This window comes from Methyloversatilis sp., assembly GCF_051861465.1.
Taxonomy (GTDB): domain Bacteria; phylum Pseudomonadota; class Gammaproteobacteria; order Burkholderiales; family Rhodocyclaceae; genus Methyloversatilis.
Genome location: NZ_JBHYCQ010000009.1, coordinates 113,618 through 135,471, shown reverse-complemented (window position 1 = coordinate 135,471; position 21,854 = coordinate 113,618). Strand labels below are relative to the sequence as shown.

25 protein-coding genes are annotated in these 21,854 nt (G+C 66.2%); 19 read left to right on the top strand and 6 right to left on the bottom strand.

Going from position 1 to position 21,854, the window contains the following annotated elements; all coding sequences use genetic code 11:
- Nucleotides 1-104: 104 nt before the first annotated feature.
- A complete protein-coding gene (locus tag ACTIFF_RS14295; RefSeq protein WP_439537431.1) occupies nt 105-1,241 on the bottom strand; it encodes an EAL and HDOD domain-containing protein in 1,137 nt (378 codons plus the stop codon).
- On the bottom strand, nt 1,238-2,254 hold the full coding sequence (locus ACTIFF_RS14290) for a CDP-6-deoxy-delta-3,4-glucoseen reductase (protein ID WP_439537430.1): 1,017 nt from the start codon (nt 2,252-2,254) through the stop codon (nt 1,238-1,240). Before ACTIFF_RS14290 ends, ACTIFF_RS14295 begins: the two co-directional genes overlap by 4 nt.
- Before the next feature lie 22 nt (nt 2,255-2,276).
- Here ACTIFF_RS14290 and ACTIFF_RS14285 point away from each other — a divergent pair, with 22 nt between their 5' ends.
- From ACTIFF_RS14285 to ACTIFF_RS14270, 4 genes are all read left to right on the top strand, one after another.
- Nucleotides 2,277-3,209: an SDR family oxidoreductase gene (locus ACTIFF_RS14285; RefSeq protein WP_439537429.1), complete on the top strand. Its 933-nt coding sequence runs from the start codon at nt 2,277-2,279 to the stop codon at nt 3,207-3,209.
- Nucleotides 3,210-3,217: 8 nt separating this feature from the next.
- Entirely contained in the window at nt 3,218-3,646 is a 429-nt protein-coding gene (locus tag ACTIFF_RS14280) for a CopD family protein (protein WP_439537428.1), read from the top strand.
- 118 nt (nt 3,647-3,764) lie between these two features.
- Nucleotides 3,765-4,952 (top strand): THUMP domain-containing class I SAM-dependent RNA methyltransferase, encoded by a 1,188-nt coding sequence (locus ACTIFF_RS14275; protein ID WP_439537427.1) that lies wholly within the window; start codon nt 3,765-3,767, stop codon nt 4,950-4,952.
- Nucleotides 4,953-4,965: 13 nt separating this feature from the next.
- Nucleotides 4,966-5,337: a hypothetical protein gene (locus ACTIFF_RS14270; protein ID WP_439537426.1), complete on the top strand. Its 372-nt coding sequence runs from the start codon at nt 4,966-4,968 to the stop codon at nt 5,335-5,337.
- A 16-nt stretch (nt 5,338-5,353) separates the two neighbouring features.
- On the opposite strand, the gene msrA is transcribed toward ACTIFF_RS14270, so the two are convergent.
- The 3 genes from msrA to ACTIFF_RS14255 all read right to left on the bottom strand — a co-directional run bounded on the left by msrA (nt 5,354) and on the right by ACTIFF_RS14255 (nt 7,021).
- Complete coding sequence (gene msrA / locus ACTIFF_RS14265) at nt 5,354-5,857, bottom strand: peptide-methionine (S)-S-oxide reductase MsrA (protein WP_439537425.1); 504 nt, start codon at nt 5,855-5,857, stop codon at nt 5,354-5,356.
- Complete coding sequence (msrB, locus tag ACTIFF_RS14260; RefSeq protein ID WP_439537424.1) at nt 5,854-6,303, bottom strand: peptide-methionine (R)-S-oxide reductase MsrB; 450 nt, start codon at nt 6,301-6,303, stop codon at nt 5,854-5,856. The genes msrA and msrB overlap by 4 nt, the downstream gene beginning before the upstream one ends.
- 112 nt (nt 6,304-6,415) lie before the next feature.
- Nucleotides 6,416-7,021 carry a helix-turn-helix domain-containing protein gene (locus ACTIFF_RS14255; RefSeq protein WP_069038618.1) on the bottom strand — a complete coding sequence of 202 codons (606 nt, stop codon included), beginning with the start codon at nt 7,019-7,021 and terminating at the stop codon, nt 6,416-6,418.
- A gap of 196 nt (nt 7,022-7,217) precedes the next feature.
- Here ACTIFF_RS14255 and ACTIFF_RS14250 point away from each other — a divergent pair, with 196 nt between their 5' ends.
- From ACTIFF_RS14250 to ACTIFF_RS14180, 15 genes are all read left to right on the top strand, one after another.
- On the top strand, nt 7,218-8,459 hold the full coding sequence (locus ACTIFF_RS14250) for an FAD-dependent oxidoreductase (RefSeq protein WP_306441089.1): 1,242 nt from the start codon (nt 7,218-7,220) through the stop codon (nt 8,457-8,459).
- A gap of 42 nt (nt 8,460-8,501) precedes the next feature.
- Nucleotides 8,502-8,759: a sarcosine oxidase subunit delta gene (locus ACTIFF_RS14245; protein ID WP_069038616.1), complete on the top strand. Its 258-nt coding sequence runs from the start codon at nt 8,502-8,504 to the stop codon at nt 8,757-8,759.
- 14 nt (nt 8,760-8,773) lie between these two features.
- Complete coding sequence (locus ACTIFF_RS14240; protein WP_439537434.1) at nt 8,774-11,656, top strand: glycine cleavage T C-terminal barrel domain-containing protein; 2,883 nt, start codon at nt 8,774-8,776, stop codon at nt 11,654-11,656.
- Nucleotides 11,653-12,291 carry a methylglutamate dehydrogenase gene (locus tag ACTIFF_RS14235; protein ID WP_439537423.1) on the top strand — a complete coding sequence of 213 codons (639 nt, stop codon included), beginning with the start codon at nt 11,653-11,655 and terminating at the stop codon, nt 12,289-12,291. Before ACTIFF_RS14240 ends, ACTIFF_RS14235 begins: the two co-directional genes overlap by 4 nt.
- Before the next feature lie 37 nt (nt 12,292-12,328).
- A complete protein-coding gene (glnT, locus tag ACTIFF_RS14230) occupies nt 12,329-13,669 on the top strand; it encodes a type III glutamate--ammonia ligase (RefSeq protein WP_439537422.1) in 1,341 nt (446 codons plus the stop codon).
- A 19-nt stretch (nt 13,670-13,688) separates the two neighbouring features.
- Entirely contained in the window at nt 13,689-14,597 is a 909-nt protein-coding gene (locus ACTIFF_RS14225) for a class II glutamine amidotransferase (protein ID WP_439537421.1), read from the top strand.
- A complete protein-coding gene (locus ACTIFF_RS14220; protein ID WP_439537420.1) occupies nt 14,585-15,274 on the top strand; it encodes a protein glxC in 690 nt (229 codons plus the stop codon). Before ACTIFF_RS14225 ends, ACTIFF_RS14220 begins: the two co-directional genes overlap by 13 nt.
- Before the next feature lie 47 nt (nt 15,275-15,321).
- Nucleotides 15,322-16,686, top strand: coding sequence for an FMN-binding glutamate synthase family protein (locus ACTIFF_RS14215; protein WP_439537419.1), 1,365 nt, complete (start codon nt 15,322-15,324; stop codon nt 16,684-16,686).
- 299 nt (nt 16,687-16,985) lie between these two features.
- Entirely contained in the window at nt 16,986-17,312 is a 327-nt protein-coding gene (locus ACTIFF_RS14210) for a DMT family transporter (RefSeq protein ID WP_439537433.1), read from the top strand.
- A gap of 121 nt (nt 17,313-17,433) precedes the next feature.
- A complete protein-coding gene (locus tag ACTIFF_RS14205; RefSeq protein ID WP_439537418.1) occupies nt 17,434-17,787 on the top strand; it encodes a hypothetical protein in 354 nt (117 codons plus the stop codon).
- A gap of 11 nt (nt 17,788-17,798) precedes the next feature.
- Complete coding sequence (locus tag ACTIFF_RS14200) at nt 17,799-18,200, top strand: hypothetical protein (protein WP_439537417.1); 402 nt, start codon at nt 17,799-17,801, stop codon at nt 18,198-18,200.
- 3 nt (nt 18,201-18,203) lie between these two features.
- A complete protein-coding gene (locus tag ACTIFF_RS14195; protein ID WP_439537416.1) occupies nt 18,204-18,344 on the top strand; it encodes a hypothetical protein in 141 nt (46 codons plus the stop codon).
- Nucleotides 18,345-18,394: 50 nt separating this feature from the next.
- Nucleotides 18,395-19,789: an APC family permease gene (locus tag ACTIFF_RS14190; protein WP_439537415.1), complete on the top strand. Its 1,395-nt coding sequence runs from the start codon at nt 18,395-18,397 to the stop codon at nt 19,787-19,789.
- Entirely contained in the window at nt 19,789-20,466 is a 678-nt protein-coding gene (locus tag ACTIFF_RS14185; RefSeq protein ID WP_439537414.1) for a hypothetical protein, read from the top strand. The genes ACTIFF_RS14190 and ACTIFF_RS14185 overlap by 1 nt, the downstream gene beginning before the upstream one ends.
- Complete coding sequence (locus ACTIFF_RS14180; RefSeq protein WP_439537413.1) at nt 20,463-20,774, top strand: hypothetical protein; 312 nt, start codon at nt 20,463-20,465, stop codon at nt 20,772-20,774. The genes ACTIFF_RS14185 and ACTIFF_RS14180 overlap by 4 nt, the downstream gene beginning before the upstream one ends.
- A gap of 40 nt (nt 20,775-20,814) precedes the next feature.
- Here ACTIFF_RS14180 and ACTIFF_RS14175 read toward each other — a convergent pair whose 3' ends face one another.
- A complete protein-coding gene (locus tag ACTIFF_RS14175) occupies nt 20,815-21,705 on the bottom strand; it encodes a DUF4394 domain-containing protein (RefSeq protein WP_439537412.1) in 891 nt (296 codons plus the stop codon).
- Nucleotides 21,706-21,854 lie beyond the last annotated feature (149 nt).

Genomic DNA, 21,854 nt, shown 5'->3' with positions numbered 1-21,854 from the left:
GTTTCGGCGAGCACTGCTCGCCGCCCGCAGAGCCGGCTGGCCATGCAGGGCCAGCAGTGGATCGCCGCTCCCACAGGTGCTGCTCCCACAGCCTGCAGCGCCGGTCAGAACTCCAGCGTGTCGGCGAACTTCAGGGCCGACATCTGCGCCCGATTGACCTGATTGGCGTCGAGCCCGAGCGAGTGGGTCAGCTCGCGCAGGGCGCCGGCCGATGCGTCCTCGCAGGCGCGCGCCAGTTTCAGGAAGGGCGTGTAGGCGCCATCGTTGCCGAGCAGCGCGTCGGTGATCGGTTCGGGCAGCGTCATTTCTTCGAGCACCGTGTCCATCGGGGCGCCGAGCAGCTTGTCGAGCAGCGAAAAGGCGCCGGTGATGAACAGGTTGTCGTGTTCCTCGCGCGGAAAGAACTCCGCGCCGAGCACTTCCATCAGCCTGCCGCGCGCGATCGCCGCCTGCATCAGCGCCGGCGCCGAGGGGTCCTTGCCGGCGGTGACCAGCAGCAGCGACAGCCACTTGTTCAGCTTTTCATAGCCGAGGATGACCACCGCGTGGCGGAAGGACTGCACCTGGCACATCAGGCCGAAACCGGCCGAATTGATGTAGCGCAGCAGCTTGAACGACAGCGCCACGTCCTGCTTCAGCGCGTCCTCGATCTGTTTGGGGTCGGCATTGCGACGCACCAGATTGAGCACGCGCACGATCTGCGCATGCGCCGGCGCCAGCTTTTTCGCCGTGGTCTGGTTGGCCTTGAAGAACCAGCCGGTCGCGCCGCCATAGCCGGCCTTGACCGCGGCGTCGAACCCCGCCGGATCGGCCACACCGGTGGCCAGCAGGATGCCGGGCACGCGGATGGTGACCGGCTGCACCCGCGCGTCGGCCATGACGAAGCGGAAGCCGAGGCCGGTCGGCAGCTCGGCGCCCACCTTGTAGTCGCCCAGCACCAGCGGCACGCCGGCCTGCGCAAGCTGCAGCACCGCCTCCGCGCAGGCCGGATCGGCGAGCTGTACCGCGCTGACTTCCATCATGGCGCCTTCCGGCGCGATCCAGTCGGCCAGGCTGGCATCGGGTGCGCAGCCGGCGAGGCTGACGAACACCGGGCGCGCCGGCGGCCAGTCTTCGCCGATGGCATCAAGCGCCGCCACAGCATCGCCGCAGGTGGGTGCATGCACGCGCAGCCGGGTGGCCGTAATCGCGCGCTGCTTGTTGATGACCGGTTCGCGGGTGAAGAAGACGTCCTGGCTCATTGCGGTGAATAGGTAAATGAGTCTGCGTGAAAGTGCTCTATCGGCAGATTGCACTGCCGGGTGAAGTCCGCCTTCGCGGCGTCGATCATCGCCGGTCCGCCACAGGCATAGACCTGATGGCCGGCGAGATCGGGCAGGTCGGTCATGACCACCTGATGCACGAAACCGGTGCGTCCGGTCCAGGCGTCGCCAGCTGCGGGTTCCGACAACACCGGGATGTAGCGGAAGCCGGGCAGCCGGCCGACCCAGCTCGCCGCCAGATCGTGCATGTACAGGTCCTGCTTCGTGCGCGCGCCCCAGTACAGCGTGATCGGTTTGTCGTAGCCGGTTTCGATGGCGTGCTCGATGAGGGCCTTGATCGGCGCAAAACCGGTGCCGCCGGCCATCATGATCACCGGCCGGTCGACGTCCTCGCGCAGGAAGAAGCTGCCCAGCGGCCCCTCGAAACGCAGGATGTCGCGCTCCTTCATCGCGCCGAACACATGGCCGGTGAAGTGGCCGGCCGGCACCTCGCGGATGTGCAGCGTCAGGAATTCGTCGTCGTGCGGCGCATTGGCGATCGAAAAGCTGCGCCGCTTGCCGTCGCGCAGCAGGAAGTCGATGTACTGGCCGGCGAGGTACTGCAGCCTTTCGTTGGCCGGCAGCTTCAGGCTGACCGCCATCACGTCCGGTGCGAGCCGTTCCAGCTTCTGCACCCGGGTCGGCATGATGCGCACCGCGATGTCCTTCATGCCGCCGACTTCTCGGCATTCCAGTTCGAGGTCGGAGCGCGCGGTGGCGCAGCAGAACAGCGCATAGCCCTGCGCTTTTTCGGCGTCGGTCAGCTTGGCCGCCTGATGCTTGCCGTAATCGACCGTGCCGGACAGGATTTTCCCCTTGCACGAACCGCAGGCGCCGTTGCGGCAGCCGTAGGGCAGATTGAAGCCAGCGGCCAGCGCTGCGTCGAGCAGGCGGGTTTCGGCGTCGGTGGTGAAGGTGTGCTCGCTCGGTTTGAGGGTGACCTGATAGGACATGGGCGCGTGAGACAATCCGTGAATGAACAAGGTAAAGCGATCGCACCGCACGGCCCCGGCGGGGTGGTGCGGCAAACGGTCAAGGGTGCTGATTGTAGGCTGTGGCGACGTTGCTCGTCGCGCGCTGCCCTGGCTGGCATCGCGGGTGAGGGTATGGGCCATGGTGCGCAACGTCGAATCGGCCGCCGAACTGCGCCGCCTGGGCGTGCGTTGCGTGCGCGCCGACCTCGATGACGCGGCCAGCCTGCGCCGGGTGGCGGCACTGGCCACCTGGGTGTGGCATTTCGCGCCGCCGCCGGCCACGGGGGACGGCCGCGATCCGCGTACCCGCCGTCTGGTGGCCGCGCTGGCGCGCGCCGGGCGGACCGACCGGCTGTGCTACATCAGCACCAGCGGGGTCTATGGCGACTGCGCCGGCGAGCGCGTGCCGGAAACGCGGCCGTTGAACGCCGGCAGCGCGCGTGCCGCGCGGCGCGTCGACGCCGAATCGGCGGTGCGCCGTCTGGCGCGGCGCGGTGTCGCGGTGAGCATCCTGCGGGCGCCCGGCATCTACGGCCCCGACCGCCTGCCGCTGGACCGCCTCAAGCGTGCCGATCCGGTGCTGCACCCCGACGAGGATGTGTACACCAATCACATCGACGCCGCGGATCTGGGCCGACTCGCGTGGGGCGCGCTGATGCGCGCGCGCGGCGGCCGCACCTACAACGCGAGTGACGACACCCGGCTCGCCATGGGTGACTATTTCGACCGCGTGGCCGACGCCTTCGCGCTGGCGCGGCCGCCGCGCGTGACGCGCGAGGAAGCACGCGCGCGGCTGAGCCCGATGATGCTGTCCTTCATGAATGAATCGCGCGTGCTCGACAACGGCCGCATGAAGCGCGAGTTGCGGGTGACCCTGCACCGCCCCGACGTCGACGCCGTGCTCGCACACGCCCTGCAGACTTTCCAACGCTGAGCAATGCAATGACCAGTACCTATCTGTGGGCCAAGGCCCTGCACATCGTTTTCGTCACCAGCTGGTTCGCCGGCCTGTTCTACCTGCCGCGCCTGTTCGTCAATCTGGCCATGCTCGGTGCGGACGAAACCGCGGTGCGTGACCGCCTGCTGCTGATGTCGCGCAAGCTGCTGCGCTTCATGGGCCCGCTGGCCGGTCTGGCCGTCGGTTTCGGCCTGTGGCTGTGGCTGGGCGAAGGCATCGGCGGCGGCTGGATGCATGCCAAGCTGCTGCTGGTCATCTTCCTGATCGGCTATCACCATTACTGCGCGCGCCTGTTGCGCGCCTTCGAAGCCAACCGCAACACGCGCAGCCACGTCTGGTACCGCTGGTTCAACGAGGCGCCGGTGCTGGCGCTGTTCGCCGTCGTGCTGCTGGTCGTGCTGAAACCTTTCTGATCCCATGACGAATTTCCCGCCGAAGAGAATCCCGCCAAAGACATCCGCGCCCGTCGTGCGCTCCACGGCTGCACCTGCTGTGCGTTCCATTCGCCGCGTGCCGCGCCCGGAAGGCGACATGCCGGCCGAACTGCAGGGCGACCAGCACTATTTTTCGCCCTGTCCGCGCGGCCTCGAAGCCGTGCTGGCCGACGAACTGGTCGCGCTCGGTGCCGACGCCGTGAAGGCGGTGCCCGGCGGCGTCGCCTTTTCGGGGCCGTGGGCGCTGGTGTATCGCGTCAATCTGGAAAGCCGCATCGCCACCCGCGTGCTGTGGCGCGTCGGCCAAGGGCCGTACCGCAAGGAAGACGACATTTTCAAGCTGGCACTGGGCCTGGCCTGGGAGCACTGGTTCTCGCCGCGCTGCACGCTGCGCGTCTACACCACGGCCGTGCGCTCGCCGCTGAAGTCGGTCGATTTCGTCACCCTGCGCGTGAAGGATGCGATCTGCGACCGCATGCGCGAACAGACGCGTTCGCGGCCGAGCATCGACACCGTGGCACCGGACGTGCGCGTGCATGTGTTCCTGACCGACCGCGATGCCACGATCTATCTCGATACCTCGGGCGAGCCGTTGTACAAGCGCGGCTTCAAGGTGGCGCATGTCGAGGCACCGCTGAAGGAAAACCTCGCCGCCGGCATCATCCTGCTGTCCGGCTGGGACAAGGTCGAACCCTTTTTCGATCCGATGTGCGGCAGCGGCACCTTCCTGATCGAGGCGGCGCAGATGGCGCTCGACATTGCGCCCGGCCTCGGCCGCGGCTTCGGTTTCGAAAAGCTCACCACCTATCGCGCCGCAGACTGGCACGCCGTGCGCGACGCGGCCGCGGCGCGCGCGCAGCCCCCGCGCGAATTGCCGATCTACGGCTCCGACATCGCCGGCCGCGAAGTCGCGCGCTGCAAGGAAAACCTGCAGGCCGCGAAACTGCCCTGGGTGGTGCGGGTCGAGGGGGCGGACCTGATGGATCGCGAGCCGCCGGCCGACCACGGCGTGCTGGTGACCAATCCGCCGTACGGCGAGCGCATCGGCGAAAAGCAGGCGCTGGCCACCTTGTATCCGAAGCTGGGCGACCTGCTGAAGCAGCGCTACAGCGGCTGGCGCTGCCTGTTCATCACCGCCGACACCGACTTTCCGAAGCTGATCAAGCTGAAAGCGAGCCGCCGCACGCCGCTGTACAACGGCGCGCTGGAATGCCGGCTGTACGAATACCGCATGGTCGAAGGCAGCCTGCGCGCGCCGCGTGCCGACGCGCCACCGGAACCGTGAAGGAGGGGGCAGCATGAAGCTGAACAGGATTTTGTGCGCGCTGGCGGCGATCGTCACGCTGCCGGCCGCCGCCGGAGAAGCGCCGCCGGCCGCAGACTGGCATCTCGCCGGTCGGCTCGGCCTGCTGCAGTTCATCGTCGTGCCCGAGGCTTCGGCGCGCGACCGCGCCTACTACGACCGCATCATCGAAACGGTGTGCAGCGACGACACCGCATCCTGCTTCCTGCGCTTCTTCACCAACGCGAGCGGCGTCGCGATGAGCTTCCCGCTGCCCGATGCGGTGCTGGCCGAACCGACGGTCATGTTCCAGCGCTCGGCCAAGCACCGGACCGAACAATTCCAGTGGAGCTGCCGGCTCGGGCTGTCTGAAAGCGCCTGCTTCTAGAACGTATCGTCGGCGCTCATCGATCGCTGCGCGGCAGCACCCAGCCGGCGCGTGGAAAGTGGCAGGTGTAACCGTTCGGAATGCGCTCCAGATAGTCCTGGTGTTCCGGCTCGGCTTCCCAGAAGTCGCCCACCGGTTCCACTTCGGTCACCACCGGCCCCGGCCACAGGCCTGACGCATTCACGTCTGCGATGGTGCGCAGCGCCTCGTCGCGCTGCGCGTCCGACACCCAGTAGATCGCCGACCGATACGCAAGGCCGCGATCGTTGCCCTGACGGTGCTTCGTCGTCGGGTCATGGATCTGGAAGAAGAATTCGAGCAGCTGCCGATAGCTGATCTGCGCCGGGTCGAACACGATCTCGATGCCCTCGGCGTGCGTGCCATGGCTGCGGTAGGTCGCATTCGGCACATCGCCGCCGGTGTAGCCGACGCGCGTTTTCAGCACGCCGGGCAACTTGCGTATCAGGTCCTGCATGCCCCAGAAGCAGCCGCCGGCCAGCACCGCGCGTTCGCTGCTCATCGCGCGCCCTCCACCTGGTCGATCCAGTCGCCGTAGCCTTCCGCCGCCATGTCCTTCAGGTGGACGAAGCGCAGCGACGCCGAATTGATGCAGTAGCGCAGGCCGCCACGCTCGCGCGGACCATCGTTGAACACGTGGCCGAGGTGGCTGTCGCCGTGCGCCGAGCGCACTTCGGTGCGCACCATGCCGAGCGAGGCGTCACGCAGTTCGGTCACGTGCGCCGGCTCGATGGGCTTGGTGAAGCTGGGCCAGCCGCAGCCGGACTCGAACTTGTCGGACGAGGCGAACAGCGGCTCACCCGACACGATGTCCACATAGATGCCGGGTGCGTGATTCTTCAGGTACTCGCCGGTACCGGGGTATTCGGTGCCGTTCTGCTGCGTGACGCGGTATTGCTCGGGCGTCAGGCGGGCGAGGGCTTCGGGGGTCTTGGCGTAGGTTTTCACGGGATTCTCCGGCCGGGATGAGGTGCAGGCTTTTCAGATGCTGCCGCACAGAGAGATTTAAAGCCCGCGAGTTCCGTCTGTCGAGAGTCACCGGACAGATCGCCGGCCCCCCTCACTCGTGTGCCTGCTCCGGATAGATGATGATCGACAGGAAGCGGATCGGCACTTCGGTCAGCTTTTCCGGGCCGTGCGGCACATTGCCGTCGAAAGTGAGCGCGTCGCCCGGCTCCAGCGAGTGGATGGTCTTGCCGTGGCGGTAGTCGATGCGGCCTTCCAGCATGTAGATGAATTCGGTGCCCGGGTGCTCGAACACCGGGAAGGTGGCCGAAGTCTGTTCGATGGTGATCAGGAAGGGCTCGAACAGCTTGGTCGGTCCCTGGTGGTAGGACAGCAGGTGGTAGGTGTGGCCGCTCTTCGTGCCGCGCCGCGCCACTTCCATGCTTTCGCCGGCTTTCACCAGCTGGGCGCCGCCGCCTTCGGTTTCGTAGTCCTTGAACAGCGCCGACAGCGACACGCCGAGCGCGCGCGCGATGCGCGACAGCGCGTCCAGGCTGGTGGCGGTCTGGCCGTTTTCGATGCGCGACAGCATGCCGCGGCTGATGTCGGCGCGGTCCGAAATGTCGGCGATCGTCAGTCCGTGCGCCCGGCGAAGCTCGCGGATCGTGGTGCCGAGGTAGCGCTCGAGTTCGCCTTCCATCGCACTGTCTTGCGTGCTCATTGTTGTGGCCTCCCTGTTCTGCCTGTGCGCGATTTTACGTGCCAGGTTTCATCGTACGAATTTTTGTTGACTCCTGCTTCAAAAGGTTCATGATTTGAACTAAAGTTGCTTCACACGAACATTGTCGTGAAGCGAGTCGCCCACCGGCGGTCGCCCCGCAGCCTGGAACTGCGGAAACTCAACTTCGGAAAATTTCATGCCCTGGCGCCTATTGCGGTTCGGTCTGTCCAAGTCACATCCGGAACCGCGGATGTTCACGACCCACGACACGCTGAAACCTTCTTACGACGTGGTGATCATCGGCGGCGGCGGCCACGGGCTGGCCAGCGCCTACTACCTGGCGCGCGACCACGGCATCACCAATGTCGCGGTGCTCGAAAAAGGTTACATCGGCGGCGGCAACACCGGCCGCAACACCACCATCATCCGCTCGAACTACCTGACGCCCGAAGGCGTCAAGTTCTACGACAAGTCGGTGCAGCTGTGGCAGGACCTGTCGACCGAGTTCGACCTCAACCTGTTCTTCTCGACCCGCGGTCACTTCACGCTGGCGCACACCGATTCGGCGATGCGCACGATGCGCTGGCGCGCCGAGGTGAACAAGCACTACGGCATCGCGTCCGAAGTGGTCGGGCCGGAAGACGTGAAGCGGGCCACGCCGCAGATGGACCTGTCCTGTGGCGGCCACGCGCCGATCCAGGGCGCGCTGTACCACGCGCCCGGCGCGGTGGCGCGACATGACGCGGTGGCCTGGGGCTACGGCCGCGGCGCCGACATGCGCGGCGCGGAAATCCACCAGCAGACGGCAGTCACCGGCATCGAAGTGAAGGGCGGCAAGGTGGTCGGCGTGCACACCACGCGCGGCTTCATCGCGACGAACAAGGTGATCTGTGCGGTGGCGGGCTTCACGCCGCGCATCACCGACATGGTCGGCATCAAGACGCCCATCTACATCCACCCGCTGCAGGCCATGGTGAGCGAGCCGATGAAGCCCTGGCTCGACTCCATCCTGGTGTCGGGCAGCCTGCACATCTATGTCAGCCAGAGTTCGCGCGGCGAACTGGTGATGGGCGCATCGCTCGATCCGTACGAAGTGCAATCGACCCGCTCGACGCTCGACTTCCCGGAAGGCCTGTCGGCGCACCTGCTCGACATGTTCCCCTTCCTGTCGCATGTGAAGGTGGTGCGCCAGTGGGCCGGCATGGCCGACATGACGCCTGACTTCGCACCCATCATGGGCATGACGCCGGTCGAGGGCTTCTACCTCGATTCCGGCTGGGGCACCTGGGGCTTCAAGGCGACGCCGGTGTGCGGCAAGACCATGGCCTGGACCGTGGCGAACGACAAGCCGCATGAACTGATCACCGGTTTTTCGCTGGACCGCTTCCGCAACTACGCGCTGACCGGCGAGAAGGGGGCGGCAAGTGTGGGTCACTGAAGCTCTGCCCGTATTCCTTCGCCAGACTGCAGGAGCGACGACATGAAATTGATGACCTGTCCGGTCAATGGCACGCGGCCGGTATCGGAATTCGTCTACTGGGGCGAAATCCGCCCGATGCCCGATCCCGACGCTTGCAGCGATGACGAGTGGGCCGCCTACGTGTTCAACCGCAATGGCGCACCCGGCGTGAAGAAGGAGTGGTGGTGCCACACGCCGTCGAACACCTGGTTCATCGCCGAGCGCGATACCGAAAAGGATTTTGTGCTGCGTACCTATCTATATGGAGATGACCGGTGAAGCGCCTGCCCGCCATGCCCGACGAGTGGATTGACCGCAGCACGGTCGTCCGCTTCCGTTTCGAGGGATCCGCTTTCGAAGGTCTTGCCGGCGACAGCATTTCCAGCGCGCTGTGGGCCGCCGGCCAGCGCGCACTCGGCCGCAGCTTCAAGTACCACCGGGTGCGCGGCATCCTGTCGGCCGCCAACCATGATGTGAACGTCATGCTGCAGGACGGCCCGCGCCTGAACACCCGCGGCGACGTCATTGCGCTGCGCGACGGCATGGACCTGACGGCCGTCAATACCTTTGGCGGCGTCGCCAACGACCGCGCCCGCGTGCTCGGCCTGTTCGCGCGCTTCCTGCCGGTCGGCTTCTACTACAAGGCCTTCCATTCGAAGCGGCTGTTCCCGAAATGGGAGCGCATGTTCCGCCGCATCACCGGTCTGGGCGTGCTCGATTTCGACACGCCGCACGTCCGCACGCCCAAGCGCTATGACTTCTGCGACGTGCTGGTGATCGGCGCCGGTCCGTCCGGCCTGTCCGCCGCCCTGGCAGCGGCCGACGCCGGCGCGAAGGTGGTCATCGTCGACGAAAACGCGCATGCCGGCGGCAGTGGCCTGTTCCAGCTCGGTGGTGACATCGCGCGCCGCGAGCACACCCATGCACTGCTGCAACGCGTGAGGGCGCACAGCCGCATCCGCCTGCTCGAAGGCACGTGTGCCGGCGCCTACTACGCCGACAACTGGGTGCCGCTGATCGACGCCGAACGCATGACCAAGATGCGCGCCGCGGCGGTGGTGGTCGCCAGCGGTGCGTTCGAACAACCGGCCGTGTTCCGCAACAACGACCTGCCGGGCGTCATGAACGGCTCGGCCATGCAGCGCCTGATCTATCGCTATGCCGTGCTGCCGGCGCAGCGCAGCGTGGTGCTGGCGGCGAACGCCGACGGCTATCGCGTCGCGCTCGACGTGCTGGCGGCCGGCGGCGAAGTCGCCGCCGTGCTCGACCTGCGCGCCGATGTGCCTGCGTCGCCGCAGCTCGATGCATTGCGCAGCCGCGGTATCGAACTGCTCACCGGCCACGCCGTGTACGAGGCGCATGCCGACGGCCGCGGCGCGCTGGCCGGTGTCACGGTGTGCCGTGTCGATGCGGCGGGGAAGGTGGTCGCCGGTTCGCAGCGGCGCATCGATTGCGACGGGCTGGCGATGAGCACCGGCTGGTCGCCGGCCGCGAACCTGCTGTACCAGGCCGGCACGAAGATGCGTTTCGACGACGGTCTGCAGCAATTCGTGCCGGATGTGCTGCCGCAGGGCGTGTTCGCCTGTGGCCGGGTGAATGGCGCCTACCGCATCGAGTCACGCATTGCCGACGGCCGGCGCGCCGGTGCCGCCGCCGCGGCGCACACCGGTTTCCCGAGCGCGATCGACGCGGTGATCCAGCCGGAAACCGAATCGCCGTCGCATGCCTGGCCCATCGTTGCCCACCCGGATGGCAAGAACTTCGTCGATTTCGACGAAGACCTGCAGGTGAAGGACTTCGAGAACGCGGTGCAGGAGGGCTACGACAACATCGAGTTGATGAAGCGCTTCTCGACCGTCGGCATGGGCCCGAGTCAGGGCAAGCATTCGAACATGACGGCGCTGCGCATCCTGGCGCGCCTGACCGGCAAGTCGCCGCAGCAGGTCGGCACCACCACCGCCCGGCCATTCTTCCACCCGGTGCCGCTGTCGCATCTGGCTGGCCGCGGCTTCAGCCCGCAGCGCCAGTCGCCGCTGCACGGCCGCCACGCGAGGCTCGGTGCCGTGTTCATGCAGGCCGGTGCCTGGGAGCGGCCGGCCTATTACGCGGTCGAGGGCCGTTCAGCCACCGACTGCGTGCGTGCCGAAGTGGCACGGGTGCGTTCGGCGGTCGGTCTGATCGACGTCGGCACGCTGGGCAAGCTCGAAGTGCGCGGTCCGCAGGCGGCCGAATTCCTGAACCGCGTCTATACCGGCCGCTATGACAACATGAAGGTCGGCAGCACGCGCTACGCGGTGATGTGCGACGACTCCGGCGTGCTGGCCGACGAAGGCGTCGTGGCGCGCGTGGCCGATGACGTCTTCTACTTCACGACGACCTCGTCCGGTTCCGCCACCGTGTATCGCGAACTGTCGCGCCTGAACACCGAATGGCGGCTCGATTGCGGTCTGGTGAATCTGACCGGCGCGTACTCGGCGATGAATCTCGCCGGACCGGCGTCGCGCGCCGTGCTGGCGACGCTGACCGACATGGATCTGTCATCGGCCGCCTTCCCCTACCTTGCGGTGCGGTCCGGCCTGGTGGCCGGCGTGCCGGTGCGCATGATGAGGGTCGGCTTCGTCGGCGAGTGGGGCTACGAAATCCATGTGCCGGCCGAGTATGGTCCGGTGCTGTGGGATCTGCTGATGAAGGCCGGCGAGGCGTCCGGCATCGGTGCCTTCGGCGTCGAGGCGCAGCGCCTGCTGCGGCTGGAAAAGGGCCACCTCATCGTCAGCCAGGACACCGACGGCCTGACCCATCCGTTCGAGGTGGGCATGGACTGGGCGGTCAAGCTCGACAAGCCTTTCTTCACCGGCCAGCGCTCATTGAAGATCATCAAGAAGCTGCCGCTGAAGCGCACGCTGGTCGGTTTCATGCTGCCGGCCAACCACCTTGGCCAGGTGCCGCAGGAATGCCATCTGATCATCGATGGCGGCGACATCGTCGGCCGCGTGACCAGCATTTCGTGGAGCCCGAATGTCGGTCGCCACATCGGTCTCGCCTTCGTGCCGCCCGAAATGACCGCACCCGGCACGGCGCTGTCCATTCGCGTCACCGATGGATCGATGGTGCCGGCCGAAGTCTGCACGACCCCGTTCTTCGACCCGACAGATGCCCGCCAGAAGGAGGCGACATGAACGCAGTACTGCGCATCAGCCCGTTGTTTGACGTGCAGGCGCCCCTCGCCCGTGACTGGACCACCCGCGAACGGATGCAGGTTGTCGCGCGCTTCGGCGCCGACGAAGCCGCCAGGCGGGCGAACGCCGGCATCGGCGACCGGAGCTTCCTGCAGCGGGCCGGCGTCAAGGGGGCGGGCGCCGCCGCCTGGCTCAATGCGCAGGGCATCGACACGCCGGCGCAGCCGAACAGTTTCCTGCAACTCGCCGACGGCACGCTGGTGGCGCGCCTCGGGCTGACCGAATACCTGATCGAAGATGCGCCGGGCGGCACGCGCACCGCCGCACTGATGGCGCAGCCGCCGGGCGAGCGCGTGTATCCGGTGCCGCGCTTCGACGCCGCGCTGGAGCTCACCGGCACGCAGATCCCCGAATTGCTGCGCCAGACCTGCGCCTTCGACTTTTCCACGCTGGCGGCACCGGCGCTGGTGATGACGTCCATGGTCGGCGTGGGGGTGACCGCGCTGACGCTCGACAGCGCCGATGGCCCGGTCGTCCGTCTGTGGTGCGACGGCACGTGGGGCGGCTATCTGTGGCTCACGCTGGTCGAGGTGGCGGGCGATCTGGGCGGTGGCGCGGTCGGCGTCGAGGCTTAACGGGACTGAACAACAGCGGGCGACAGGGAGAAATGACATGACACCGAGCGAAGCAAAGCAGTTTCTGAAGGACAACAAGGTCAGGTATCTGCTGGCACAGTTCGTCGACATCCACGGTTCGGCCAAGACCAAATCGGTCCCGGTCGAACATTACGACACCGTGGTGAGCGATGGCGCCGGCTTCGCCGGGTTCGCCATCTGGGGCATGGGCATGACGCCCAATGTCGACGCCGACTACATGGCGGTCGGCGATGCGTCGACGCTGTCGCTGGTGCCCTGGCAGCCGGGCTATGCGCGCATCGCCTGCGACGGTCACACGCACGGCACGCCGCACGAATTCGACGCCCGCGTGGTGCTGAAGAAGCAGCTCGAACAGTTCAAGTCGCGCGGCTGGACCTTCTACACCGGCATGGAGCCGGAGTTCTCGCTGCTGCGCAAGGTCGAGGGCAAGATCCTGCCGGCCGACGCCGGCGACACGCTGGCCAAGCCCTGTTACGACTACAAGGGTCTGTCGCGTGCCCGCGTCTTTCTCGAGCGGCTGTCCGAATCGCTGCGTGAGGTCGGCATCGACGTCTATCAGATCGACCATGAAGACGCGAACGGCCAGTTCGAAATCAACTACACCTTCACCGATGCGCTGACCTCGTGCGACCACTACACCTTCTTCAAGATGGGTGCCGCCGAGATCGCCGCCGACCTGGGACTGATCTGTTCCTTCATGCCCAAGCCGTTCTCGAACCGCCCGGGCAACGGCCTGCACATGCACATGTCGATCGGCGAAACGGCGCCCGGCGGCAGGAAGAACCTGTTCGAGGACAAGTCCGACAAGCACGGCCTGGCGCTGTCGAAGCTGGCGTACCACTGGGCGGCCGGCCTGCTCAAGCACGCACCGGCGCTGGCCGCGCTGTGCTGCCCGACGGTCAATTCATACAAGCGCCTGGTGGTCGGCCGCTCGCTGACCGGCGCCACCTGGGCACCGGCCTACATCTGCTACGGCGGCAACAACCGCAGTGGCATGATCCGCAGCCCCGGCGGCCGGCTTGAACTCCGCCTGCCGGATGCCTCGTGCAACGCCTATCTGGCCACCGCAGCAGTGATCGCCGCCGGCATGGATGGCGTGAACAACGAGCTCGATCCGGGCGCGCCGCAAAACGACAACCTGTACGAGTACAGCCAGACGCAGCTTGATGCGGCCGGCATCCGCGTACTGCCGCAGAACCTGCATGAAGCGCTGCTGGCGCTCGAAAAGGACGAAATGATCCGGGCTGCACTGGGTCCGGTCGTCGACGAGTTCCTGCGCCTCAAGCATATGGAGTGGGTCGAGTACATGCGCCACGTTTCCGATTGGGAAGTGCAGAGCTACCTCGAATTTTTCTGATCATCCCCGGAGAACCGATATGTGTGGAATCGTGGGTTTGCTGGTGAAGACACCGGCACTGAAGGAAAGACTGGGCGAGTTGATGGTGCCCATGTTGATCGGCATGACCGAACGCGGGCCGGATTCGGCCGGTCTGGCGGTGTTCGCCGATCCGCTGGCCGAGGGCTCGCGCAAGCTGAGCCTGTATTCGGGACTGACCGATGAAGGCGCGGACTTTAACTGGCATGGTCTGACGCACGCGCTGAAGGATCACCTCGACGTCGAGGCGATCATCGACGTGAAGAACAATCACGCCGTGCTGTCGTTCGCGGTGGCGCCGGACATGATCAAGCGCTGGTTGCGCGAACACCATCCGAAGCTGCACATCCTGAGCACCGGTCGCACGATCGACCTGTACAAGGACGTCGGCACGCCGGCCGAAGTGGCCGAGCGCTACGACTTCAAGTCGATGAAGGGCTCCCACCTGGTCGGCCACACCCGGATGGCGACCGAATCGGCGGTGACGCCGGACCGCGCCCACCCGTTCACCGCCGGCGAGGATTTCTGCCTGGTGCACAACGGTTCGCTGTCGAACCCGAATGACATCCGCCGCAAGCTGCAGCCGCACGGCATCCACTTCGACACCGACAACGACACCGAAGCGGCCTGCCGCTTTCTCGAATGGCGGCTGCGCGAAGGCGACGAGCTGGAGGCGGCGCTGCAGCGCGGCTTCGACGAGATGGACGGTTTCTACACCTTCCTGATGGGGACGCCGGACAAGCTCGCGCTGATCCGCGACCCGTTCGCCTGCAAGCCTGCGGTGGTCGCCGAAACCGACGACTACGTTGCCATCGCGTCGGAATTCCGCTCGCTGGCACACCTGCCCGGCGTCAAGCACGCCCACGTGTTCGAACCCGCGCCCGAGGAGATGTACGTATGGAAAGCCTGAACTTCGATCTGGCGAGTTCGTCGCTGAGCGACATGAACCGCTTCCTGCATCGCGACCTGGCCGACGGTGACCGTCGCCACGTGTCGGTGCTGAATCCGGACGGTGCGCACAACATCGCGGTCGGTCTGAATCACCCGGTCACGGTCGAGGTGCACGGCCACGCCGGCTACTACGCGGCCGGCATGAACAAGCACGCCACCGTGGTGATCCACGGCAGCGCCGGCACCGGTGTGGCCGAGAACATGATGAGCGGCACCGTGCATGTGAAGGGCTTTGCGTCGAATGGCGCCGGCGCGACCGCACACGGCGGCCTGCTGGTGATCGACGGCGACGCCGGCCTGCGCTGCGGCATTTCGCTCAAGGGCGGCGACATCGTCGTCGGCGGCAGCGTGGGCAGCTTTTCCGGCTTCATGGCACAGGCCGGCCGCATGGTCATCTGCGGCAATGCCGGCGACGCGCTCGGCGACTCCTTGTACGAGGCGGTCATCTACATCCGCGGCACCGTGAAATCGCTCGGCGCCGATGCGCAGTTCGAGGACATGACCGACGCCGATTACAGCGCGCTGGCCGAACTGCTGTCGAAAGCCGGTCTCGACCACGATCCGAAGTCATTCAGGCGCATCGCCTCGGCACGTTCCCTGTACCACTGGAACGCCGACGCCGACCAGGAATATTGAGCCGGGCGTACCGGAAACCCGAAGGACTCAGCACCAAAGGACTCAGCATGGACACCAAGCCCGTTACGTTCAAACGCCCGTCGCTCGAACAGTCGGCCGGTTTCGACCGCACTGTCATCGACTACATCCAGAATGCGGCCGCACATGGCCTGTATGAAATCCGCGGTCTGGGCGCCAAGCGCAAGCTGCCGCATTTCGACGATCTGGTCTTTCTGGCCGGATCGCTCTCGCGCTACCCGCTCGAAGGCTATCGCGAAAAGTGCGTCACCAAGACGGTGCTCGGCACGCGCTTCGCCAAGAAGCCGATCGAACTCGACATTCCGATCACCATCGCCGGCATGAGCTTCGGCGCGCTGTCCGCCAACGTGAAGGAAGCGCTCGGCCGCGCCGCGACCGAAATGGGCACCTCGACCACCACCGGTGACGGCGGCATGACGCAGGAAGAGCGCGGCTCGTCGAAGACGCTGGTGTATCAGTGCCTGCCGTCGCGTTACGGCTTCAATCCGGACGACGTGCGCCGCGCCGACGCCATCGAAGTGGTGATCGGCCAGGGCGCCAAGCCGGGCGGCGGCGGCATGCTACTCGGTCAGAAGGTGAATCCGCGCGTGGCGAAGATGCGCACGCTGCCGCAGGGCGTCGACCAGCGCTCGGCCTGTCGCCATCCCGACTGGACCGGCCCGGACGATCTGGCGATCAAGATCCAGGAACTGCGCGAACTGACCGACTGGGAAAAGCCGATCTATGTGAAGGTCGGCGCGACCCGCACCTTCAACGACGTGAAGCTGGCCGTTCATTCGGGCGCCGACGTCGTGGTGGTGGACGGCATGCAGGGCGGTACCGCCGCCACGCAGACCTGCTTCATCGAGCACGTCGGCATTCCGACGCTGGCGGCGGTTCGCCAGGCGGTCGATGCGCTGGAAGACCTGAACATGAAGGGCAAGGTGCAGCTCATCGTGTCCGGTGGCATCCGCAGCGGCCCCGACGTCGCCAAGGCGCTGGCCATGGGTGCCGACGCCGTGGCCATCGGCCAGGGCATCCTGATCGCGCTCGGCTGCAATGCCGAAACCTACATCCAGAACGGCGAACATCATTCGGCGATCGAGTCCTACGACGCGCTGGGCACGGCACCGGGTTTCTGCCACCACTGCCACACCGGCAAGTGCCCGGTCGGCGTGACTACGCAGGACGCCATCCTGGAGCAGCGGCTGCAGCCGGACGTCGGCGCGCGTCGCGTGAAGAACTACCTGCAGACGATGAACATGGAGCTGACCACGATTGCCCGTGCCTGCGGCAAGCAGAACGTGCATCACCTGGAACGCGAAGATCTGGTCGCGCTGACGCTGGAAGCCGCTGCCATGGCGCGCATCCCGCTGGCGGGTACCAGCTGGATCCCGGGTCACAACGGCTTCTGATCGTACGTGTTGATCCGGGCGCGGCGGCCATGAACGGCTGGCTCTTCCTGCTGGGCGCCATCGTTGCAGAAGTCATTGCGACAAGGGGCTGCCGTCCTTCGATTCGTGCGGCACGTTGCCCTCGGTCCAGCCGCGAACAAGGCGCACGACGCAGTCGAGACTGGCTGTCTCGACAAGGAGTGCAACGCAGTGCGCGGCTGGACCGAGGGCAACCCGAAGGGCGCGCAGCCAGTGCGCCTCATGGCTGCGTTGCGCCTCCTGGACTGACGGCCAGTCAGGCGGCGTCGGCGCGCCTTGCCCTGTGGCGCTCTGGCTGTGCGCGTGCCGTACGAATCGAAGGACGGCAGCCCCTGGCGTTGAAGCAGGTGGCCAGCCTGTCACGTCCGCTGCCCCTGGCCGTGACCGTGGTCGGCTACGTCATCGCGTTTTCGCTGATGTCGCTGTCGCTCAAGACCATTCCGATCGGCATCGCCTACGCCGTGTGGTCGGGCGTGGGCATCGTCGCCATTTCCATCATCGGCCTGATCGCATTCGGTCAGCGCCTCGATGCGGGCGCGCTCGCCGGCATCGCCCTCATCGTGAGCGGAGTCGCCGTGATCCAGCTCTGTTCGAAGTCGCAGGCCTGAACGCACCACCCCGGACAACACTTTCAGAAGGAGACCCCGACACCGCACATCCAACATTCCCACTCTGCTGCTGACGATTTCATCCCATCAAAAAATTGCACCCATAAAGGAGGAGAGCAAGATGGATCAAGGCAAAAGCAAACACGCCGCAAACCCCGCGCTCGACGAACGCATCAGTCGCATGTTCGGGCGTGACCGGGCAACGGCGCTGTTCGCCCTCGTCGGTCTCTGGCTGGCGCTCGGCTACGTATACCTTGCCGTCCCGCACGGCTTCTTCGGCTCGCCTGTCGGCCTTGTGCTGACCGTGGCCGGTGTGCTCGTGCTGCTGTTCAACACGGCGTCCGTCGTGGCCATGCTCCGTCACTACGACGAAGATCGCGCGCACATCTACGGCATCGACATCCACCACCTCGACGAACACCGCGCCCGTGCCCGCAAGGCCGCACTGCGCCCGGCTCACGTCGACATCGGCTGAGGAGCGCATCCATGTCCCGCACCATCTACAAACCGCCGGTACAGAAGGGCTTCGGCCAGTTCGTCGATGCGCTCGTCGTGCTGGCTCTGGTCTATCTGAGCCTGCTCGCGCCGTTGCTGCTCGGCGGTACCGCCGCCGAGTCCGACGCGCCGGCAGATAAGCCGGTCGCCACCTGGGAGGCGATGAAGCAGAACGACACCATGGCCGCACAGTGGCAGAAGCTCGGCTTCGACGCCGAGAAGGCCGAGCCCATCGTCAGCAAGAAGTTCAGCTACGAGATCGAACCCTGGTCGCTCGGTATCACGGTCGCCGTGATCGCCGTCTACTTCTTCTTCGTGCTCAAGGTGTCCGACCGCGAGTACCGCGAAGTCATCAGCGAGCGTTTTGGCCCGCGCACCGGCAAGGAGGATTGAGTCATGGATGTCTGGACCGCACTGGAGTACGCAGCCTGGGGCATTTCGATCGTGCTGGTCGGCTGGATGCTGGTCGATGCACGTTTCGTCAGCAGCACCTACGGCGAAGACTTCCTGCTCAGTTCGCGCGAAGGCGACGAGTAACCGGTGGTTCGAACCACGCACAACGGCGTGCGTGATCACGGGAGAACAAGATGGCAACGACAACTGCAGCAGCAGGCAAGCAGGAGAAGATTTCGCTCCTGAAAGTGTTGGGCCCGGTGCATGTCTGGGCACTGGGCGTGGGCATCGTGCTGGTCGGCGAGTACATGGGCTGGAACTTCTCGGTGGCGAAGGGGGGCGCCTATGGCGCGCTGATCGCCTGCTGGGTGATCGGCCTGCTCTACACCTGCGTGGCGATGATCGATTCGGAGGTGACCTCGACCGTCGCCGCAGCGGGCGGTCAGTACACGCAGGCGAAGCACATCATCGGGCCCTTGATGGCCTTCAATGTCGGCCTCTATCTGGTGATGGCCTACACGATGCTGGAGGCAGCCGATGCGCTGGTGGTCGGCGACCTGCTGAAGGCGGTGGCGGCGCAGTACGGCGCCGAACTCGATCCGCGGCCCTTCGTGGTGCTGACGATCGCCTTCCTCGCGTGGCTGAACTACCGCGGCGTGTTCATGACGCTGACGGTGAATTTCGTCATCACCGCCTTCGCCGTGCTCGCCATCCTGGTGCTGTTCTTCAGCACCACCGGCATCGCCGGCGGCGAGAGCGTGCTGCGGCACAGCGAACTGCTGACCGATCTGCCCTACGGCTGGATCGGCGTGCTCGCCTCGCTGCAGTTCGGCATGTGGTACTACCTCGGCATCGAAGGCACCTGCCAGGCGGCGGAAGAGGTGCGCTCGGCTGGCCGCTCGATTCCGCTCGGCACCATGGGCGGCATGATGACGCTGCTGATCGCCGCCTCGCTGACGTGGTACATCTGCACCGGTCTCATTCCGTGGGAATACCTCGGCCAGGCGACGACGCCGCTGTATGACGCCGCGCGACTGACCGGCAGTGTCGAGCTGGAGGTGGTCCTGTTCATCGGCACCATGTTCGCGGCGATCGCCTCGGCCAACGGCTGCATCAACGACGCCTCGCGTGCCTGGTTCTCGATGTCGCGCGACCGCTACATGCCGCACTGGTTCGGCGCCGTGCATCCGCGCTACCGCACGCCCTACCGCGCCATCCTGTTCCTGATCCCGATCGCCGTGTCCTTCGCCTTCACCGGGCTGCTCGATCAGGTGATCACCTTCTCCATCCTGTCGGGCCTGCTGGGTTACACCTTCATGTCCTTCAACATCGTGCGCTTCCGCCGGCTGTGGCCGCTCGGGTCGATCGAGCGCGGCTACGTGCATCCGTTTCATCCGGTGCCCGCCATCGTGCTCGGCCTGTTGTGCGGCGCGACCTACTTCGCGACCTATCTGGGCTACGGCACGTCGCTGCTGTCCATCATGGCCTTCTACATCCTGGTGTCGATCTGGTTCGTCGTGCGTCGCTATCCGTACGTGAAGCGCGGCGAGCAATTCACGATGCCCTGGCCGCGTCCGAAGGGTTACTGATGACGTTCGCGACCCTGGCGGCGCTGCTGCTCGCCGGCGCCGGCTTCGCGTGGTGGCATCGGCGCGTGCAGCGGCGTTTCGGCGACGAGCGCGCAGCGGTGTTCGAGCACTGCACCGGCCTGTTCGATGCGGTCGATGTGGCCGCGTCAGGGGCGGACTATCCGCGCCTGAGCGGCCGCTACGGCGGTGCGCAGTTCGAGTTGCAGCCCGTGCTCGATCACGTCGGCTACCGCAAGGTACCGTCGCTGTGGCTGTCGCTGACACTGCGCACGCCGTTGCCGGTGGGGGGCCGTTTCGACCTGCTGATGCGGCCGCAGAACATCGAGTTCTGGTCCGCATCGGACAGCATGGACGAGCGCATCGATCTGCCGGCCGACTGGCCGGTGCACCAGATATCCAAGGTCAGCCCGGCCGGCTGGCGGCCGCCGCTGAATACGCTGCGCGAAGCGGCCGGCAACCTGATCGACGCGCCGTCGTTCAAGGAATTGCTGGTGAGCCCGCGCGGCGTGCGCATCGTGTTCCGCGTCGGCGGCGTGCAGCGCGCGCATTACCTGGTGATGCGCGCGCTGCTGCCCGACGAGACGCGCATCGAACCCGAACTGCTGCAGCCTCTGCTGGACGCCGCACTGCGCATCACCGCGTCGCTCAAGATCACGAAACTGGAGAAAGCCGCATGACATCCGACACCGCACCGGCCCACGCAGCGGACACACAGCGGCCGCCGCATCCGCTGTTCGTGCTGGTGGCGGCGGCGCTGCTGCCCGGCATGGGCCAGGTGCTCAACCGCATGCAGGTACGCGCGTGGATCATGCTGTTCTTCGCACTCAGCCTCGGCGTCGTGAGCTGGCACATGACGACGCCCGAACACTCGTTCGTCGGCCGCCATGCCGGCGGCTTCTTCGTCTACGCCGTCATGGTGATGGACGCCTACGTGTGGGCGCGCTACCGGCACACGCTGGCGCGGGTGCGCGCCAGCGCCGCCTGACGGCACTGCCTGGGCGAGGCATCCGCCCGGGAGGCAACCGTCAGGGTTCGATGGCGATACCGCGCAGCGGCTCGCCCTTGCCGACCTTGCCCAGACGCGTGGCCGCGCCGGTTTTCAGGTCGATCAGGTAGAACTGCGGCGTGGCGTCCTGCACCGTGCTGACCGCGGCGTAGGCGTCGTTGCTGACGTCGGCGATGTCGAAGTGCGCGTCGGCCAGCCCGGCGATGCCGAGCGCGCCGACGGTGAACAGCTTGCCGGTGTTCGGTGACACCACCGGCTTCACGCCTTCCACCGAACCCTGGCGCACCAGCGCACCGGTGGCGGCGTCGATCGCGAAATTGGTCGTGAGCTTTTCGTCTTCCTGGTTGTACGTGTAGCCGGCGGCGACGATGTTCGGCGCCACCGCGGCGTTGATGTCGCCTTCGGCGTAGGTCAGCGTGCCGTCAGGCTGCAGGCCGGCGGTGTCGGGTGAGGCGTCGACCAGCGCGCCGGTATCGGGGTGGGCACGCAGGTTCTGCCGCGTGTCGGACACGATGCGGATGCGGTCGGCAGCCGGATTGAAGTCGAACCCGAAGCGCTGACCATTCAGCGGCGCGGCGAATTTCGCACTGCTGACCGGCTTGAGCTGACCCTGGGCGACATCGACCGTGAAGATGCGGCCAGTGCTGCCGAGCGCAAACATGACGCCCCGTGCGACCCGGTAGTCGATGCCCAGCAGCTGTTCGCCGGTGTCCAGCCCGGTCAGGGCGACATCGGACAGGAGCTTGCCCGGCTGGCCGGCATTGAAGCTGATCAGATGGTGCGACTGGGTCACCGCAAACACGGTTTCCTTGCGCGGAGGCCCTTCGATGTCGGGTGTGCCGGCGCAGGCGGCAAGCAGGCAGGCGGTCGCGGCAAGCGTCAGCAGGGGAAGGCGGGGGGCAGTCTGCATGGAGGTGTCCTTGATTGAATGACGGGGCCTGACAGCCTCGCGCCTGCGGGTTGCTCACGTTTACTGGCGCGTCGACATGGTCCATGGAGGGTTACGGTTGATTCGCTGCGGCCTTTAGCGCACTCATGAATTGCCCGTAAGAAAATTGA